Source organism: Mycobacterium terramassiliense, from assembly GCF_900157385.1.
GTDB lineage: Bacteria > Actinomycetota > Actinomycetes > Mycobacteriales > Mycobacteriaceae > Mycobacterium > Mycobacterium terramassiliense.
On sequence record NZ_LT717700.1, the window covers coordinates 707,471 to 724,147 of the forward strand.

General features: G+C 69.5%; 18 protein-coding genes. 5 read left to right on the forward strand and 13 right to left on the reverse strand.

The features are described from left to right. Positions 1-24: 24 nt before the first annotated feature. From MTAB308_RS11450 to secY, 10 genes are all read right to left on the reverse strand, one after another. Positions 25-534, reverse strand: coding sequence for a MarR family transcriptional regulator (locus tag MTAB308_RS11450; RefSeq protein ID WP_077099537.1), 510 nt, complete (start codon positions 532-534; stop codon positions 25-27). An 8-nt stretch (positions 535-542) separates the two neighbouring features. Continuing rightward, complete coding sequence (locus MTAB308_RS11455; RefSeq protein WP_077099538.1) at positions 543-1,595, reverse strand: pyridoxal phosphate-dependent aminotransferase; 1,053 nt, start codon at positions 1,593-1,595, stop codon at positions 543-545. Continuing rightward, a complete protein-coding gene (locus MTAB308_RS11460; protein ID WP_077099539.1) occupies positions 1,595-2,614 on the reverse strand; it encodes a 3-oxoacyl-ACP synthase III family protein in 1,020 nt (339 codons plus the stop codon). The genes MTAB308_RS11455 and MTAB308_RS11460 overlap by 1 nt, the downstream gene beginning before the upstream one ends. 1 nt (position 2,615) lies before the next feature. Further along, entirely contained in the window at positions 2,616-3,263 is a 648-nt protein-coding gene (locus MTAB308_RS11465; RefSeq protein ID WP_077099540.1) for an SRPBCC family protein, read from the reverse strand. Further along, on the reverse strand, positions 3,244-4,962 hold the full coding sequence (locus tag MTAB308_RS11470; protein WP_077099541.1) for a thiamine pyrophosphate-binding protein: 1,719 nt from the start codon (positions 4,960-4,962) through the stop codon (positions 3,244-3,246). The genes MTAB308_RS11465 and MTAB308_RS11470 overlap by 20 nt, the downstream gene beginning before the upstream one ends. 48 nt (positions 4,963-5,010) lie before the next feature. Beyond that, positions 5,011-5,775: an anti-sigma factor family protein gene (locus MTAB308_RS11475; protein WP_077099542.1), complete on the reverse strand. Its 765-nt coding sequence runs from the start codon at positions 5,773-5,775 to the stop codon at positions 5,011-5,013. Between the two features lie 46 nt (positions 5,776-5,821). Continuing rightward, positions 5,822-6,367, reverse strand: a complete 546-nt coding sequence (locus tag MTAB308_RS11480) for a sigma-70 family RNA polymerase sigma factor (RefSeq protein WP_077099543.1) — start codon at positions 6,365-6,367, stop codon at positions 5,822-5,824. A 68-nt stretch (positions 6,368-6,435) separates the two neighbouring features. Further along, entirely contained in the window at positions 6,436-7,236 is an 801-nt protein-coding gene (map, locus tag MTAB308_RS11485) for a type I methionyl aminopeptidase (RefSeq protein WP_077099544.1), read from the reverse strand. A 2-nt stretch (positions 7,237-7,238) separates the two neighbouring features. Beyond that, positions 7,239-7,784: an adenylate kinase gene (locus MTAB308_RS11490; RefSeq protein ID WP_077099545.1), complete on the reverse strand. Its 546-nt coding sequence runs from the start codon at positions 7,782-7,784 to the stop codon at positions 7,239-7,241. Further along, on the reverse strand, positions 7,781-9,106 hold the full coding sequence (gene secY, locus MTAB308_RS11495; protein ID WP_077099546.1) for a preprotein translocase subunit SecY: 1,326 nt from the start codon (positions 9,104-9,106) through the stop codon (positions 7,781-7,783). Before secY ends, MTAB308_RS11490 begins: the two co-directional genes overlap by 4 nt. Before the next feature lie 184 nt (positions 9,107-9,290). Between secY and MTAB308_RS11500 the strand changes: the two genes are divergently transcribed. Both MTAB308_RS11500 and MTAB308_RS11505 read left to right on the forward strand, forming a co-directional pair. Next, the gene (locus MTAB308_RS11500; RefSeq protein ID WP_077099547.1) at positions 9,291-10,208 is read left to right on the forward strand and encodes a class I SAM-dependent methyltransferase; all 918 of its coding nucleotides are present in this window, start codon (positions 9,291-9,293) and stop codon (positions 10,206-10,208) included. A 10-nt stretch (positions 10,209-10,218) separates the two neighbouring features. Next, a complete protein-coding gene (locus MTAB308_RS11505) occupies positions 10,219-11,145 on the forward strand; it encodes a class I SAM-dependent methyltransferase (RefSeq protein WP_157900942.1) in 927 nt (308 codons plus the stop codon). Here the strand turns inward: MTAB308_RS11505 and MTAB308_RS11510 are convergent. Next, on the reverse strand, positions 11,142-11,807 hold the full coding sequence (locus MTAB308_RS11510) for a GNAT family N-acetyltransferase (RefSeq protein ID WP_077099548.1): 666 nt from the start codon (positions 11,805-11,807) through the stop codon (positions 11,142-11,144). The two genes, MTAB308_RS11505 and MTAB308_RS11510, sit on opposite strands and share 4 nt — an antisense overlap. Next, a complete protein-coding gene (locus MTAB308_RS11515) occupies positions 11,804-13,183 on the reverse strand; it encodes a xylulokinase (protein ID WP_077100142.1) in 1,380 nt (459 codons plus the stop codon). The genes MTAB308_RS11510 and MTAB308_RS11515 overlap by 4 nt, the downstream gene beginning before the upstream one ends. 30 nt (positions 13,184-13,213) lie before the next feature. On the opposite strand from MTAB308_RS11515, the gene MTAB308_RS11520 reads away from it, so the two are divergent. Genes MTAB308_RS11520 through MTAB308_RS11530 form a run of 3 tightly spaced genes read left to right on the forward strand, consistent with a single transcriptional unit; the run spans position 13,214 to position 15,737 of the window. After that, a complete protein-coding gene (locus MTAB308_RS11520) occupies positions 13,214-14,194 on the forward strand; it encodes an NAD(P)-dependent oxidoreductase (RefSeq protein WP_077099549.1) in 981 nt (326 codons plus the stop codon). Beyond that, positions 14,191-14,844 (forward strand): L-fuculose-phosphate aldolase, encoded by a 654-nt coding sequence (locus tag MTAB308_RS11525; protein ID WP_077099550.1) that lies wholly within the window; start codon positions 14,191-14,193, stop codon positions 14,842-14,844. Before MTAB308_RS11520 ends, MTAB308_RS11525 begins: the two co-directional genes overlap by 4 nt. Beyond that, positions 14,844-15,737: an MBL fold metallo-hydrolase gene (locus MTAB308_RS11530; RefSeq protein ID WP_077099551.1), complete on the forward strand. Its 894-nt coding sequence runs from the start codon at positions 14,844-14,846 to the stop codon at positions 15,735-15,737. The genes MTAB308_RS11525 and MTAB308_RS11530 overlap by 1 nt, the downstream gene beginning before the upstream one ends. A 3-nt stretch (positions 15,738-15,740) precedes the next feature. On the opposite strand, the gene MTAB308_RS11535 is transcribed toward MTAB308_RS11530, so the two are convergent. After that, positions 15,741-16,589 carry an SDR family NAD(P)-dependent oxidoreductase gene (locus MTAB308_RS11535; RefSeq protein ID WP_077099552.1) on the reverse strand — a complete coding sequence of 283 codons (849 nt, stop codon included), beginning with the start codon at positions 16,587-16,589 and terminating at the stop codon, positions 15,741-15,743. Between the last annotated feature and the right edge of the window lie 88 nt (positions 16,590-16,677).

Sequence of the window (16,677 nt, forward strand, 5' to 3'; positions counted from 1 at the left end):
GTCTTGTCCTGCCTTTCTCTCGTTTCAGTCCGAGAAGTCACCCGCGTTGCGCCGCAAGGTTTCGATGGACGACACCAGCGCCTCCGATTCGGCGGCCTCGATTCCGATGTCGGCGAACACCCGCTCGTTGAGCGTGACGGTAGCGTCCTCGACGATAGAACGCCCGAGATCGGTGATTTGCACCAGCGTAGTGCGCCCATCGGTGGGGTGCGGCACCCGCTGCACCAGCCCGTCGGCCTCCAGCCGGCGGATGGCGTGGGTCACGCTGGTGACGTGCACCTGCAGGCGATCGGACGCCTTGGTGATCGGCAGCGCCCCGCTCCGGCTGAACGCCAGTAGCCGCAGCAACTCGAAGCGCGAGAAGCTCAAGTCGTAGGGCCGCAGCGCGTTCTCCACCCGCGCCAACAGTATCTGGTGCGCGCGCATCACCGAGGTGACCGCGACCATGCCCTGCGACACGTTTCCCCACCCGGCGCGCTCCCAGTTGGCCCGCGCCGCGGCGATCGGATCCCGCTTGGAGCTCGATGCGGCCACGCCCCTTCTTACCGCATCTGCGGCCCCACCGTCGCCTTTCCTATCGCCGAGACCACGGCCAGCGTCGACGCGCGGTTGCCCACGGTAATCCGCGCGCCGCCGTCCGCGTAGTGACGGACATGCAGGCCGCTGCCCGCGAAAACCTCATGCCACGGCCCACCCCTCGAGGGCAGGTACATGAAGTTCGCGTGGGCGTCGGTGGTGTAGACGCCCAACGCGCTCAGCCGCATCCGCAGATAGCGGCGTTCCGCGTTGATCGCCTGAACCCGTTGCAGCAGTTGGTCTTCGGCCTCATAGGAGGCGGCGACCGCCAGCAGGCTGGTGAGCGCGATCCCGAACGGCAGCTGCTGGGACCACAGGGCGGCGGCGAGCTCCGGGGACGCCAGGCCGTAGCCGATCCGCAATCCCGCCAGCCCGTACGCCTTGGAGAACGTCCGCACCACCACCACGTTGGGGAAGCGCCCGAGCAACGCGGGGACGTCGACGCGGTGCTCGGGCGCGGCGAATTCGATGTACGCCTCGTCGAGCAGCACGGCGGTGTCGCGCGGCACCCGGCACAAAAACCGCACGAGGCCGGCCGCGGGCTCCAGCGTGCCGGTCGGGTTGTGCGGGCGGCACACCACCACCACCCGGGCGTCGGCGGCGGCGTCGGCCAGCCCGTCCAGGTCGTTGTGGCCGTCCTCGTCGAGCGGAACGGTGAGCGAGTTCAGCCGGGCCATCGCAGCGATGATCGGGTAGCCGTCGAAGGTCGGCGACGCCATCGCCACCACGTCACCCGGTGCGGTCAGCGCCTGCAGGGCCTGCAGCGCCACCCCGGTCGCGCCGGCGCCCAGCACCACCTGGTCGGCGGGCAAGCCGACGTGGGCGGCGATCAGGCCGCGCAGCCGTTCGGGCAGGAACTCGGGGTAGCGGTTGACCGCATAGATGGAGCGGATCAGTGCCGACCGCACCGCCGGCAGCGGCGGGAACGGATTCTCGTTGAGCGACAAGGCAAGCGGATCGATCGCGGTGGGGAACGCGTCGTCGAGCTCGGCGGCGAACGGGCCGCGGACGGGTTGCATCAGCCTCGCCCGCCCCAGCGCACCGCCGCCGCGCCGGCGAAGTCGCCGGCGTGGGCGAAGGCCGCCATCAAGACCACATCGCCCGCCTTCGCCTGACCGTCGGAGATCGCACGGTCGAGGTTGATCGGGATCCCGGCGCCGAACAGATTGCCGCACTCCTCGAAGGTGTCCCGATGGCGCTCGGGGGGCAATTCCAGCGCGTCGCGCCAATTGCGCAGAAACACCCGATTGGGCTGGTTGGTGACGAGCAGATCGATGTCCTTGGGGGCCATCCCGATTCGGTCGCAGACCGCGAACGCCACCTCGGGCACCTGCCGGTTGCCCCGGGCCAGCACTTTGGTGATCTTGCTCTCGGTGAACCCGATGCTGCCCTCGCCCGGCCCGGCCTGCCACCACTTGCGGGGCGGGTCGTAGGACAGCGTCATCTCACCGGCGTATTCGCCGTAGGTGCGGCACTCGACGTCGAGGATGGGCGACTGGTCGGACAGCGTCACCAGCGCCACCGCCGCCCCGTCGCCGGGCACCGCCGATTGCGCCTTGCGCCGAATCGTCGGCTGGTCGAAGAACTGCCCCGCGGCGTTTTGCGCGATGGCGATCAGCGCGGTGCGCCCCTCCCCCGCCGCCAGCAGCTTGCGGGCCACGTTGAGCGCCAGCACGAACGCCGCGCACCCGCCGTTGTTCAGGTCGAGCACCCAAGAGGGCCGCATGCCCAACCGGTGCGCGATGCCGCCGCCTTGGCCGTAGAACGCCATGTCCGGCACCTGGGTGTGGGTGATCAGCACGTCGGCGCCCTCGATGGCGTCGTGGCCGTGCCGCTCGATGAGCCCGTGGGCCGCGCGTTCGATCATGTCGATCGAACCTTCCTCCGGTGCGACGTGATGGCGGAACTTGGGCGCGCGGAACATGAGATGGTCACGCAGGTCGTCACTTTCGACGAATTGCTCGTAGTACTCCGCGCCGATCGGCTCACCGGGCAGATAGGTGGAGACGTCGATCAGGCTGACGCTCGGCTTGCTCATGTCATGCCATCCAATCCGGCGTCACCGGCAGGCCGTTGCGATGGCGATACTCGGCGATGGCCTTGAGGTTCTTCAGTTCCAGCAGGTGGCCGGCGCCGAACATCTCCCAGAAGTCGCCCACCCACACCGGGCGCTGCGGCGGTGCGGTCTCCGGGTAGGGGTTGTGGTCGTAGAACGGGTGATGGCAATTGGTCCACAGCACAACCGAACCGGGCTTGTCGAGAACGACCTGCGCATCGACGACGCGCATCAGATAGACCATCCACAGGTGCTTACCCTGATCCCACGCGCAGTGGTAGTCGACGGTGCGGGCCTGCGCGTTGGCGATGGTGCGCGTATAGATCTCGGTCTCCGAGCCGAGCCGGTCGTAGGCCAGCCACAGCCCGGGCTCCTCGGTGGGGGTGAAACCCCGCAGGCTATAGGTCCACTCCTCGAGGCTGCGCGTGTCGGCCATGTAGTCGTACAGCTCGTCGGGCGGGCATTCGACATAGGCGTTGACGGTGCAGTATTCCCCGAAGACCTGATCGTGCGGATACACCGACCGCATCATGTCCATGATGATCGGGGTGGCCTTCTCCCGGGGGCTGGTCTCGATGCGGGTCACGCCGTCGATGGGCGTGGGAATGTCCTCAAGCGCTGGCAGCGGCATCGGTCCTGGCCTCCTTGGCGGTCGGAATCAAAAACGGCGCGAACGGCGGGATTTCGTCGGCGGCGCACTCGACGCTGACCACGGCCGGGCCGTCGACCGCCAGTGCCCGTCGCAGTGCGGCGGCAAGCGCGTCGGGGTCGGCCACGTCGACCGCGCACAGCCCGGGGAACATCGCCGCCAGGCCGGCCGCCAGCCGGCTGGGAGCAAACCGGTTGTAGCTGTAGAGGTCGTCGTAGAACAGCTGCTCGCGGGTCACGCACATGGCGTGGGCGTTGTTGTTGAACAGCACGAAGGTCACGGGCAGCCGGTACTGCACGGCGGTGTGCACCTCCATGCCGTGCATGAAGAACGCGCCGTCCCCGGCGATCACGACGGTGCGCCCGCCGGGGCGCCCGCTGCCGGCCCGCCCGAAGGCCATCCCGATGCCGGCACCGAAGCTGTAACCCATACCCCCCATGCCGAGTGCGACCGCGAAGCGGCCGTCCCGCCGCGCCGGCAGGTGATGGATCGCGGCCGCGCCGGTGTTGCCCGCGTCGACCGCGATGTCCGCGCCGTCGGGCACGCACCCGTTCAGCACCGCCATCGCATCGCGGTAGCGCACCCCCGGGCCCGCGAACGGCGGCGGCGACAACTCGGTGCGGCGGACCCTGTCGGGCACCCGCGCCCGCGTCGGCCGTCCCGGCCCGGACAGCGCGTGGGTCAGCATGCGCAGCGAGGCGCGCAGGTCGTCGGTGTGCACGTGCGTGCACGGGACGTAGGGCTGCGCCGACCCGATCGAGACCGTCCGCACCGTCGCCAGGGCGTCGTCCAGGCCGGTGCGTGCGGTGACTGACAGGCGCGTGCCGACCACCAAGCACACGGCGCTGTCGGCCACCGCCTCAACCACACCCGGGTGGCCCATGACGCCGGTCACCCCGAGCGCGGATGACGAGCCCAGACCCGGGGTGCCGGCGACGTCCTTGGCGTCGGGCACGGTCGCCACCCGTGCCCGCAACACCGCCCGCAGCGCCTCGAGCTCGCCGCGGGCGTCGTCGCGGGCCACCTGCTCCCCGACGATGATGGTGACCGGGCCGTCCGCGTCGCGCAGGATGCCGGCGAGCGGGTCCGGGTTCCCGATCGGCCGCAAATACTGCACGCCGTACCCGTTGCGCTCGCAGTCCAGGCAGCCTTGCTGAACGTCCTTGGGCAGCAACAACACTGCGGGACCGCCGGTGCGCGCCGCGGCGATCGCCCTCGACAGCGCCGGCCCGGCGTCGGCCGGGGTGAGCACCCGCTCGCACGACACCGACACCGCGGAGAACACCGCGCGCGCGTTCAGCGATCCGTTGTCGCCGCTGGTGTCCTGAAAGCTGCCCCGGCCATCCATGGCGGTGGGCGTCTGGCCGACAAGCGCCAGCACCGGAACGCGGCTCGTCAGCGACTCCCCAAGGGCAGCAACGAGATTGAGTGCCCCGCCACCCGAGGTTGCCGCCACGACTCCCAGCCCGGAGCCGGGGCCGGCCCCGCTGCGGCTGTAGCCGTCGGCCATGGCCGCGGCGGAAAATTCGTGCTTTGCCAGCACCGCGGTGACCTCGGAGCGGAAGTGCGCGGCGTCGTACAAGTCTTCGATGTTGGCACCGTCGACGCCGAAGATGTGGCCGACCCCGACCGAGGCGAGTCGCTCGACGATGTGGTCGACTACCCGCTGCTTCCTGGGCATGCCTGTAACACGACGCGCGGGTAACTTCAGTTCACCGCGCGCCGTGTTTTACAGCGAGCGCTGCAGCAGCACCTGACCGCTATCGGCCGAGACGACTTGCACGGCGGCGATCTGGTCGACCGGCGTGGAGATGCTGCCCGCGGGCGTCGCGGTGTGACCGGGCTCGGCCACCCATGTCGCCAGCCGGGTTTGGCTGCCGTCGCGACCGACCACCACCATCGCCAGCGTGTCGTGGTGGGCGTTCAGCGGGGCCAGGCAGACGCACTTCAGGTTGATCGACGTCCCCCAGTGCTGGCTGGCCAGCTGCACCGTGGACGCCAGCAGGGTGGTGCCGACCTGCGCCATCGGTTGCGAGGACGCGGCCACCTGCTGCGCGGGCGACGAGGTATACCCGTGCACACCGACCAGCACGCCGACCCCCAGCACCGCGGCCGCGGCGGACGAGGCAACCCAGGTCGCCACCCTGCTGCGGCGCCGGCGCCAGCGCACCGTCGCCAGCAACGACGGCAGCAACTCCGAAGACATCTCGGGTGTCGCCGCGGCGCGACCAGGTTCGTCGATCGCGGCCACCTCCGCGCGGTCCAGCTGCGACAGCAGGGCCGGCACGCCACTCAGATCGGCGACGGCCTCCCGGCATGCGGGGCAGCCGGCCATGTGAGACTCGAATTCGCGGCGATCCGAGGCGGACAGCGACCCGAGCACGTATGCGGCATCCCACATCGCGTATCGGTCGTTATCGACGGCTTTCACACCAAACACCTCGTTGTCACCGGGCGGGCCAATGCCCCGTAGCGGCGTCCTCATCGTGTCCATCTCCTGTCACCCATCAAGCATTCGGAGCCGATGACCATGCGGATGGTCATCGCGTGACTCCAAGTTCCTGCAGAGTGAGCCGCAACGCCCGTACGGCATAGTGTAGTCGCGACTTCACTGTTCCTTCGGCGATCTCGAGGTCCGCAGCAATCTGTGCGGTCGTCCATCCGCGGTAGTAGGAACGTTCGATCACGGCCCGGTGCTCGATGGACAATTGCGTCATGGCCTCGGCTATCAGCAGCCGGTCCAGCGCCGCGTTGACCTCGTCGGGCGTCGACTGCTCGGGCGCCCCCTCTTCGTCCAGCGAACCGACGACGTTGCGGTACCTCGCGCTGCGCCGGTCGTCGATGATCATGTTGCGGGCGACGGTGAACAGCCACGCCCGCGCCGAGCGCTCGGTGTCGCCGATGACCTCCGGATGTTGCCACGCCCGCAACAGCGTCTCCTGCACGACGTCCTCGGCCTGGCTCGCGTCCCCGGTCAACCGGAGCGCGTAGCGCCACAAAACCGCGGCGTGCTCGTCGTAGAGCGCCTTCATCAGGGCGGCCTCGGCAGCCCCGGAAGCCCTCCACGTGCCTGCCACACGGGCCACTCGATCACCTCCGACTACTGAAACGAGTCGAGCGGGCTTTTAGTTCAGGCGGCTAAGCGTTCAGGCGGCTAAGCAAGGGTCAGGATGCGCGGCCCGGCGTCGGTGACCGCGACGGTGTGCTCCCAGTGCGCGGCGCGCGACCCGTCGGCGGTGGTGACGGTCCAGGCGTCGTCGAGGACCAGCGTTTTGCCGGTTCCCAGCGTCAGCATCGGCTCGATGGCCAGCACCGAGCCAGGCGCCAGCAGCGGGCCCCGCCCCGGGGAGCCCTCGTTGGGCAGGAACGGGTCCATGTGCATGTGCCGGCCGATGCCGTGGCCGCCGTAGCCCTCCACGATCCCGAACGCGATCCCGTAGCGGGACTCCGCGGCGCGCGTGCCCGTTTCGATGGCGTGCGCGACGTCGGTCAGCCGGTTGCCGGGGATCATCGCCGCGATGCCGGCCTCCAGCGATTCCCTGGTCGCGGCGGAAAGCGCCTCGTCGGCCGGATCCAGCGCGCCGATCCCGAAGGTGATCGCGGCGTCGCCGTGCCAGCCGTCCAGCACCGCGCCGCAATCGATCGACACCAGATCGCCGGGGGCCAGTATTTCCGCGGCGGACGGGATGCCGTGCACCACCCGGTCGTTGACCGACGCGCAGATGGACGCCGGGTATCCGTGATAGCCCAGGAACGACGGAACGGCCCCGGCCTCGCGGATCACCGACTCGGCGATCTCGTCGAGGCTCAGGGTCGACGCGCCGGTGACGGCGGCTCCGTGGACCGCCTGCAGCGCGGAGGCCACCACCGCGCCGGCCGCGGCCATCGCGTCGAGTTCCCCGGGGCTGCGCTGCGGCACGACCCTGCGACTGCGCAGCCGTGCCAGCGCGCTCATGATTACTTGCCCAGCGCTTGCAGCGCGCGGGCGAACACCTCGTCCATGGAGCCGACCGCGTCGACCGTCTTCAATTTGTCGCCGTAGTACTCCAGCAGCGGCGCCGTCTCGTCGCGGTAGACCTTCATCCGGTTGATGATCACGTCGTCGGTGTCGTCCGCGCGGCCGCGCGCCTTGAGCCGCTGCAGCAATTCGTCCTGCGAGACGCGGAACTCGATCACCGCGTCGATGTCGCAGCCCCGGCGCTCGAGCATCTCGTGCAGCGCCTTGGCCTGCTCGAGCGAGCGCGGGTAGCCGTCCAGGATGAAGCCGTTGATGCAGTCCCGGTCGTCGAGCCGGTCGTCGACGAGCTGGTTGGTCAGGTCGGAGGGCACCAGGTCACCGGCGTCGAGGTAGCGCTTGGCCTCCAGGCCGAGTTTGGTCCCGTTCTCGATGTTGTCCCGGAACAACTCCCCGGTGGAGATTTGCGGGATCCCCAGCTTCTCGGCGAGCTTTTGGGCTTGCGTACCCTTGCCCGCCCCGGGCGGTCCCAGCAAAACCACTCTCACTTGAGGAACCCTTCGTAGTTGCGCTGCATGAGCTGGCTCTCGATTTGTTTGACCGTATCCAAACCGACACCAATCATGATCAAAACCGCAGTACCGCCGAAGGGCAAATTCTGGACCGCGCCGCCGTTGCCGATCTGCAGGAACAGGTTCGGCAGTACCGAGATCGCGCCCAGGTAGATCGAGCCCGGCAGGGTGATTCTGCTCAGCACATAACGCAGGTAATCGGCGGTGGGCTTGCCCGGCCGGATGCCGGGGATGAACCCGCCGAATTTCTTCATCTCGTCGGCACGCTCGTCGGGGTTGAACGTGATCGACACGTAGAAGTACGTGAAGAAGATGATCAGGCCGAAGTAGATGCCGATGTAGACCGGGTCGCTCGGGTCGGACAAGTAGCTGCCGACGAACTTGTCCCACCAGCTGTTGCCCACACCGCCGCTGCCGCTCCGGATCAGCTGGGTGATCAGGTGCGGGATGTAGATCAGCGACGACGCGAAGATGACCGGGATGACGCCGGCCTGGTTGACCTTCAGCGGCAGATAGGTCGAGGTGCCGCCGTACATGCGCCGGCCCACCATGCGCTTGGCGTATTGCACCGGGATGCGGCGCTGACCCTGCTCGACGAACACCACGCCGACGATGATGATCAGCGCGGCGAGGCAGACCGCGGCGAAGATGACGCCGCCGCGGCTGTCCAGGATGCTCTTGCCCTCCGCGGGAATGCGCGCCGCGATCCCGACGAAGATCAGCAGGGACATGCCGTTGCCGATGCCGCGCTCGGTGATCAGCTCACCCATCCACATCACCAACGCCGCACCGCCCGTCATCACCAGCACGATGACGACCAGGGTGAAGATGCTCTGGTCGGCGATGATGTCCAGCGAGCACCCCTGCAGCAGCCCGCCGTTGGCGGCCAGCGCCACGATGCTGGTGGCCTGCAGGATGGCCAGCGCGATGGCCAGATAACGGGTGTACTGGGTCATCTTGGCCTGACCCGACTGGCCCTCCTTGCGCAGCTCCTCGAAGCGCGGGATGACCACGGTCAGCAGCTGCACGATGATGCTGGCGGTGATGTAGGGCATCACCCCCACGGCAAACACCGTGAGCTTGAGCAGCGCGCCGCCGGAGAACAGGTTGATCAGCGAATAGATCTGTCCCGCCTCGCCGCCGCTGGCCTCCTTGATGCATTGCTGCACGTTCGGGTAGTTGACCCCCGGAGACGGCAAAGCGGCACCGACCCGATAGAGGACGACGATGCTAAGCGTGAAGAGGATCTTCCGTCTCAGATCGACTGTCCGCAGCGATGAGATGAAAGCCGAAAGCACTCTTCCTCCTGCGTCCTGCGTCACGCGCCTAACACCCGCAGGCCAGGACGTACGGCGTCGCGCGTCAAACCGTGTACGAGACTAACAGCTGGCCGGCACTGGTCCTGTCGACACCCTTTGCCGACAGCCGCGAGGCGTAGAGTTTTGGTGACTCATTGCATTGGCTAAGTAAGTGGGAGCACCAATGACGCGAAGCGATCAAGACACCTGGGATCTGGCCTCCAGCGTCGGCGCAACGGCCACGATGGTCGCCGCCGCCCGCGCGATAGCCAGCGCCGAACCGGATGCGATCATCAACGACCCGTTCGCGGCGCCACTCGTGCGCGCGGTCGGCCTCGACTTCTTCATCCGCCTGGTCGACGGCGACTTACCGAAATCGAAAGCTCCGGCGGAGGCGCTGGAGGGCGAACGCGACCTGCGGCTCGAAACGGATTCGATGGCAGTGCGCACCCGCTTCTTCGACGACTTCTTCCTCAACGCCGCCCGCGACGGCGTCACCCAGTCGGTGATCCTGGCCGCCGGCCTGGACGCGCGCGCCTACCGGCTGGCCTGGCCGCCCGGCGCCGTGGTCTACGAGGTCGATCAGCCCAAGGTCGTCGAGTTCAAGAGCGCCGCCATGGCCAACCTGGGGGCGGAGGAGACCGCCGACCGGCGCACGGTTGCCATCGACCTGCGGGAAGACTGGCCGGCGGCGTTGCGCCGCAGCGGATTCGACCCGTCGCAACCGACTTCCTGGAGCGCCGAGGGGCTGCTGATGTACCTGCCGCCCGAAGCGCAGGACCGGCTCTTCGACAACATCACCGACCTGAGCGCGCCCGGCAGCAAGCTGGCCACCGAGTACCACGGCGATTCCGGGCGCACCATGACCCAACGCGCGCAACAATTCAACGAGCGGTGGGCGAATCTGGGGTGCGACATCGACCTGTCCGGACTGTTCTTCGACGGCGAACGCAGCAATGTCGTGGAGTACCTGGGCGAGCGGGGCTGGGAAGTGACCACCCGACCGAGGCGGGAGTTCTTCGCCGATTACGGCCGCGTGTTCCCGGACGACGAGGAATCCCAGCTCCGCAACATCATCGCCGTCACGGCCGCCCTGCGCTAGGGGCACACAGGTGGCGAACGATACTCGGCGATTTGATGGCGACAGCTGGGATCTGGCGTCCAGCGTGGGCGCGACGGCCACCGCGGTGGCCGCGCGCCGGGCGATGGCCTCCAAGGGCCCGAACCCGCTGATCGACGACCCCTTCGCCGAGCCGCTGGTGAACGCCGTCGGCGTCGACGCCTTCATCCGGATGATGAACGGCGAAATCGACCTGGCGGAAGACGATCCGGCCTTCACGCCCCGCCGCCTCAGCGTAGGCATGGCGGTGCGCACCCGGTTCTTCGACTCGTTCTTCCTCGACGCCGCGGGGGCCGGGATACGCCAGGCCGTCATCCTCGCCTCGGGGCTCGACACGCGCGCCTACCGGCTGCCGTGGCCGGGGGGGACGGCCGTCTACGAGATCGACCAGCCCAAGGTGATCGAGTTCAAGACCCGCACCCTGGCCGGGCTCGGCGCGACCCCGACCGCCGACCGCAAGGCGGTGGGCGTCGACCTGCGCGACGACTGGCCGACGGCATTGCGCGACAACGGATTTGACGTCGCTTCGCGCACGGCCTGGATCGCCGAGGGGCTACTGGGGTACCTGCCGCCGGACGCGCAGGACCGCCTGTTCGACCACATCACCGCGCTGAGCGCCCCCGGCAGCAGGCTGGGCACCGGCTACGTGCCCAACATCCGCGACCGGATTGAAAAGCGGGGCCGCGAGATGAGCGAGCGGTGGCGGCGGCTGGGCCTGAACCTCAACTGGGCCGACCTGGTCTACCCGGGTGAGCGCAACGATGTGGTGGCCTACCTGGCCGGCCTCGGCTGGCAGTCGACGGTGCACAGCACGCCGGAGCTCTACGCCCAGAACGGTTTTGAGTTCCCCGACCAGCCGTCCATGGCCGCCTTCGGCGACATCAAGTACGTATCGGCGGCGCTGACCAGCCGGACCTAGGCGGGCTTGGCCGGCGGCGTCCGCACGACCAACGGCACGGCGGGGAAGCACCACGCCATCTCGGTGCGCGACTTGCGCAGCGCGGCCGTCCCGTAGCCCTTCTTGCGGTGTTCGGGGTGAATCCAGATCCGCACGTTCACCTCGCCGCGGACCAGCTCGCCGAACACCATGCCGACCTTCTCCCCCGAGTCGACGGCCACGAACCAGGCGGCCTCCTCGTCGTCGAGGCGCGCCAGCGCCGCACGGATCTCGTCGTCGAGGCTGCCGGGCGCGGCGCCCGACCCATCGCCGGCGGCGCCCATGTCCTCGGTCCGGGCACCGAAGATGTCCCGGTCCTCCTCGGCGGAGAAGGGCCGCAGCTCGAGGGTCTCCCCCGAACTGGCCGGGCGCTCGCCGAGTGTGAAGCTGAGCTGCTTGTTCAGGTCCTCCAGCTCGGCCAGGATCTTGCGGCGCGAGTCGATGGTGAGTTGAGCGAAGGACATGCTCATCACCGCTTCGGCGGCCAGGTGCGACGTGTCGAGCAGCCGGGCGATCGCTTCGACCGCGGCCACGTTGTTCTCGGACTCGACCACGACATCGGCTATCTCGTGCCGGCGTTCGAGGGCTTTCAACAGGGCGTCGGCGATCTCGCGGCGGGCGGCTTTGCGGTCCTGGTCAGTCATTGCACCAGCCTAGACGCCGCCGGGGGTAGTGCGTCAGATCGTCGGTTTCCCAGCTCGAGGAAGCGTTGGTAGCGATCCGCGGTGGCCGCCGCCCACGCGGGCTGCGGCTCGACGACGCGCTCCACCCGGGCCCACCGGGCCGCGTCGCCGATCGAGGTTTCCAGCCCGGCCGCCATGCGGCCCAGGAAGGCCGCCCCCAGCGCGGCCCCCTCGGCCACCGCGGACACCTCCACCGGACGCCCGGTGGCGTCGGCGATGGCCTGCATCCACGGCGCGACCCGGGTGCCGCCGCCCGCGGCCACGATGCGCGCCACCGGCGCCCCGCTCAGCTCGATGAGCTGACGGACGACGAAGGCCGACGCCTCGTAGGCGGCGCGCCGCAGCGCGGCGGCGTCGTGGGTCAGGTCCAGGGCGTCGAGCACGGCCCGGCGGTCGGGGTCGTGGAACGGCGTGCGCTCCCCGCGGATGTACGGCGACCAGACGGGCACCCGGCGCGGATCCGCGGCCGTCGGATCGCCCTCCGCGACAACGCGATCCACCCAGGAGAGGAACAAGCCGCCGGCGTTGCTGGCCCCGCCGATCTGGCTCTTGCCGGGTGCGGTGTGCGGGATCGTCCACAGGCCGGGCACCTGCCGGGACTCGGGGACGGTGTTCCACACGATCAGGGTGGTTCCGCACAGCACCAGCACGTCGCCCTCGCGGTCGGCGCCGGCCACGATCTGTTCGCAGAGCGCGTCGATGGCGCCGATCCCCAGCACGGCCCCGGTCCCGGGAAGCTGCCCGGCGGCCGTCCCGATCGTGGCCACCCGGGGCATCTGCTCGACGGTCGCGCCGCGCTCGGCGCATGCCGCCTCGTTCCAGCCCGTCCCGTCGAACAACGGGAAGGCGGTGGCCGCGGTGGCGAGATCCAACACCGCCTCGCCCGCCAGCGCGTGGTTGGCCACCGCCGGCGCCGGCCAGTACCCGGCGGCGCCCGGCGCCTGAGCGGCGGTCCAGCGCAGGAACTCGGCGGCCTCACCCAGCGCCGGCAGCGGCTGCACCCGGTTTTCCGCACCGCCCGAACCCCGGCCCCTGCCGTCCCCGTACAGCAGCCCCGGGGTGAGCGGCGTGCCCGCGGCGTCGACGGCGGTCAGCGAGGGCACCATCGCCGCGACGGCCACCGCCCTCGCGTCCGGGCGGTCCAGCCGCGCGAGGGCGGCCAACGGCCCCCGACGCCACGCCTCGTCGGCGTCGTGCTCGAGCCGATCGGGCGCCGGCACCCGCAGCTGGTGCGGGACGCGCGCCCGCGCCGTCACCCGGCCGTCGGCGTCGGCGGCCACCGCCTTGACGGCGGTGCTGCCGATGTCGATGCCGATTGTGACGTCATCACGTGACACGGGCGTCACCGTACGCCAGCATTGACCCTCGTGACGTCAAGACCGCGCGCCTTGGTGACCGCCCCGCTGCGGGGGCCGGGCTTCGACAAGCTCCGGCAGCTGGCCGACGTGGTCTACGACCCCTGGATCGAACAGACGCCGCTGCGGATCTACGGCCCCGAGCAACTGGCCGAGCGGATCGCCGCCGAGGCCGCCGATGTCGTTGTGGTGGAAAGCGACTCGGTGCGCGGCCCGGTGTTCGAGCTGAACCTCCGCGCGATCGCGTCCACCCGGGGGGACCCGAACAACGTCGACGTCGACGGGGCCACCGCAGCCGGCATCCCGGTCCTGAACACCCCGGGCCGCAACGCCGACGCGGTCGCCGAGATGGCCGTGGCGCTGCTGCTGGGGGCCACCCGCCACCTGCTGGCCGCCGACGCGGATGTCCGCAGCGGCAACACGTTTCGCGACGGCAGCATCCCCTATCAGCGGTTCCGCGGCTGGGAGATCGCCGGGCGCACCGCCGGGTTGGTGGGCCTGGGCGCCGTCGGCCGCGCCACCCGGTGGCGGCTGGCCGGGCTGGGCATGCGGGTGATCGCCCACGACCCCTACAACGACGAGGCGCGCCATTCCCTCGACGAACTCTTGGCCGAGGCCGACGTGGTGTCCCTGCACGCGCCGGTCACCGACGGCACCGCCGGCATGATCGGCGCGCGGGAGTTCGCGGCCATGCGCGACGGCGTGGTGTTCCTCAACACCGCCCGGGCCCAGCTGCACGACACCGACGCGCTCGTCGAGGCGCTGCGCGGCGGCAAGGTCGCCGCCGCCGGGCTGGACCATTTCGTCGGCGAGTGGCTGCCGACCGATCACCCGCTCGTGGGCATGCCCAATGTCGTCCTGACGCCGCACATCGGGGGCGCCACGTGGAACACTGAGGCTCGGCAGGCGCAGATGGTGGCCGACGACCTGGAAGCGCTGCTGGACGGCGGGACGCCGGCCCATATCGTCAACCCGGAGGTGCTGGCCTCATGAAGTTTGTCGACCACCCCGAAACCGCGGTGCTGGACGCGGCCAAGGACATGCTGCGCCGCGGACTGGTCGAGGGAACCGCGGGCAACATCTCGGCGCGGCGCTCCGACGGCAACATCGTCATCACGCCGTCGTCGGTCGACTATCGCGACATGGCGCTCGACGACCTCGTGCTCATCGACCCCGACGGCGCCGTGCTGCACGCCGCCGACGGCCGCTCGCCGTCGTCCGAGATGTACCTGCACCTGGCGTGCTACCTGGCGTTCGACGACGTCGGCAGCGTGATCCACAGCCACCCGGTGTGGGCGACCATGTTCGCCATTGCGCACCAGCCGATTCCGGCCTGCATCGACGAGTTCGCCGTCTACTGCGGCGGGGAGGTCCGCTGCACCGACTACGCCGCCTCCGGCACGCCCGAGGTCGGCGCCAACGCGGTCAAGGCGCTCGAGGGCCGGGGGGCCGCCCTGATCGCCAATCACGGCCTTGTCGCGGTGGGACCGCGACCCGACAAGGTGCTGCACCTCACCGCCCTGGTCGAACGGACAGCCCAAATCGTCTGGGGCGCAAGGGCACTCGGCGGCACAGTACCCATTCCCGAGGACGTGAACCGCAACTTCGCCGGCGTCTACACCTATCTGCGCGCCAACACCTGATGCGCCGGGTCCGGTTCGGCCACGCGAGCGTCGCGCGGGTGCTGGAACTTCGGTTCGACCTGCCGACCCGCTCCTTTCCGGGGACGGCGCCGTCGGGGTGGCGGGACAATGCCGACCTGTTGGTGCCGGACTTCTTCGACCCTGACACCGATCGGTGGCATATCGCGATCCAAAGCTGGGTCATCGAGGTCGACGGGCTGACCGTCGTCGTGGACACCGGCGTCGGCAACGACCGCGACCGCCCGCACATGCCACCGCTGGACCACCTCAACACCGGGTTCCTGGCGGCGCTGGGGTCGGCGGGCATCGACCGCAACGCGGTGGACGTGGTGGTCAACACCCATATCCACTCCGACCACGTCGGGTGGAACACCATGGGAGACAAGGACTCCCGGGGCACCTGGGTGCCGACCTTTCCCAACGCCCGGTATCTGGTACCGAACGCCGACTACCGCCACTTCGCCCCGGACGGGCCCGCGGGCCGGGAGCCCGGTGACCGGATCGTGTTCGCCGACAGCGTGCTGCCCATCGAGGAGGCCGGGCAGCTCGTCGGATGGTCCGACGACTTCCAGATCAGCCCGTCGCTGCGACTGCGGCCCGCCCCGGGGCACACGCCGGGCTCGTCGGTGCTGTGGCTGGACGCGGGCCGGCCGGCGGTCTTCGTCGGCGATCTCACCCACAGCCCCCTGCAACTGCGCCGGCCCGCCGACGCCTGCGCGTTCGACGTGGACGCCGGTGCCGCCGCCGCGACCCGCAGCCGGATCTTCACCGAGGCCGCCCGGGCCAAGGCCGCCGTGATACCCGCCCACTACCCCGGCCGTGGTGGCGCGACGATCCGCGCCGTCGACGACCAATTCGAGGTCGACGACTGGCTGGACTTCGAATCCCTATGACGGCTAGCGCATCTCGGGTTCGGTGGCCCGGAGTCCGCGAAACAGCCGCATGCGATGGATATTGATCCGGTAGAACGGGCCGGGGAAACGGCGGTACAAGTGCCAGATCAGCCGAACCACAGCCGGAAACACGATCAACGGCCGATTCCGGTCCACGCCGCGCAGGATCGCGCTCGCCGCGGCCCGGGCGCTCATCTGGGGCATCAGATAGTGAGTGCGCCGACTCAGCGCCGCCACCCGTTCGCGCGGCATGTTCACCACGACCATGTTCTCGTAGATCTTCGTTTTCATGTCGCCAGGACAAGCCGCGCTTACTTTCACGCCGAGGTCCGCCCCCTCGGCCCGCAGCGAGAGCGAAAGCCCAACGATCCCATGCTTGCTCGTGCAGTACGCGGCGTTGCCCGGTTGCGGCACCAGCCCACTGAGTGACGAAATATTGACGATGTGCCCATGACCCTGGCGCGCCATCAGCTGATAGGCGTGCACCGTCCCATGCACCACGCCCAGCAGGTCGACCTCGAGGACGCGACGCCACTGCTGCACCGAAAGGTCGCGAGAATCCCCGCCGATCGCGATGCCGGCGTTGTTGATCATGTAGTCGAGGCGTCCATGGTCGGCGAAGGTATCCGCAATCAGCCGCGCCACCGCCGTTTCGTCGGCCACGTCGACCGTCACGGCAACTGCCGCTTTGCCGGCCTGCGTCAGGCGCCCGGCGACCTGACGTGCCGCGTCGCCATCGATGTCGGCGATGACGACCGTCGCGCCCCGGCGCCCGAGCTCCTCGCACAGCGCCTCCCCCAGACCCATTCCGCCGCCGGTGACGATCGCGACTGCGTCCTCGAACCGCCGCATGGCCCATTCCTCTCCGGCGAGCTACCGCTGACTTTGCTACATTTGCTGTAATATTACATCAGATGTAATATTCGGGAAAGGAGCGATC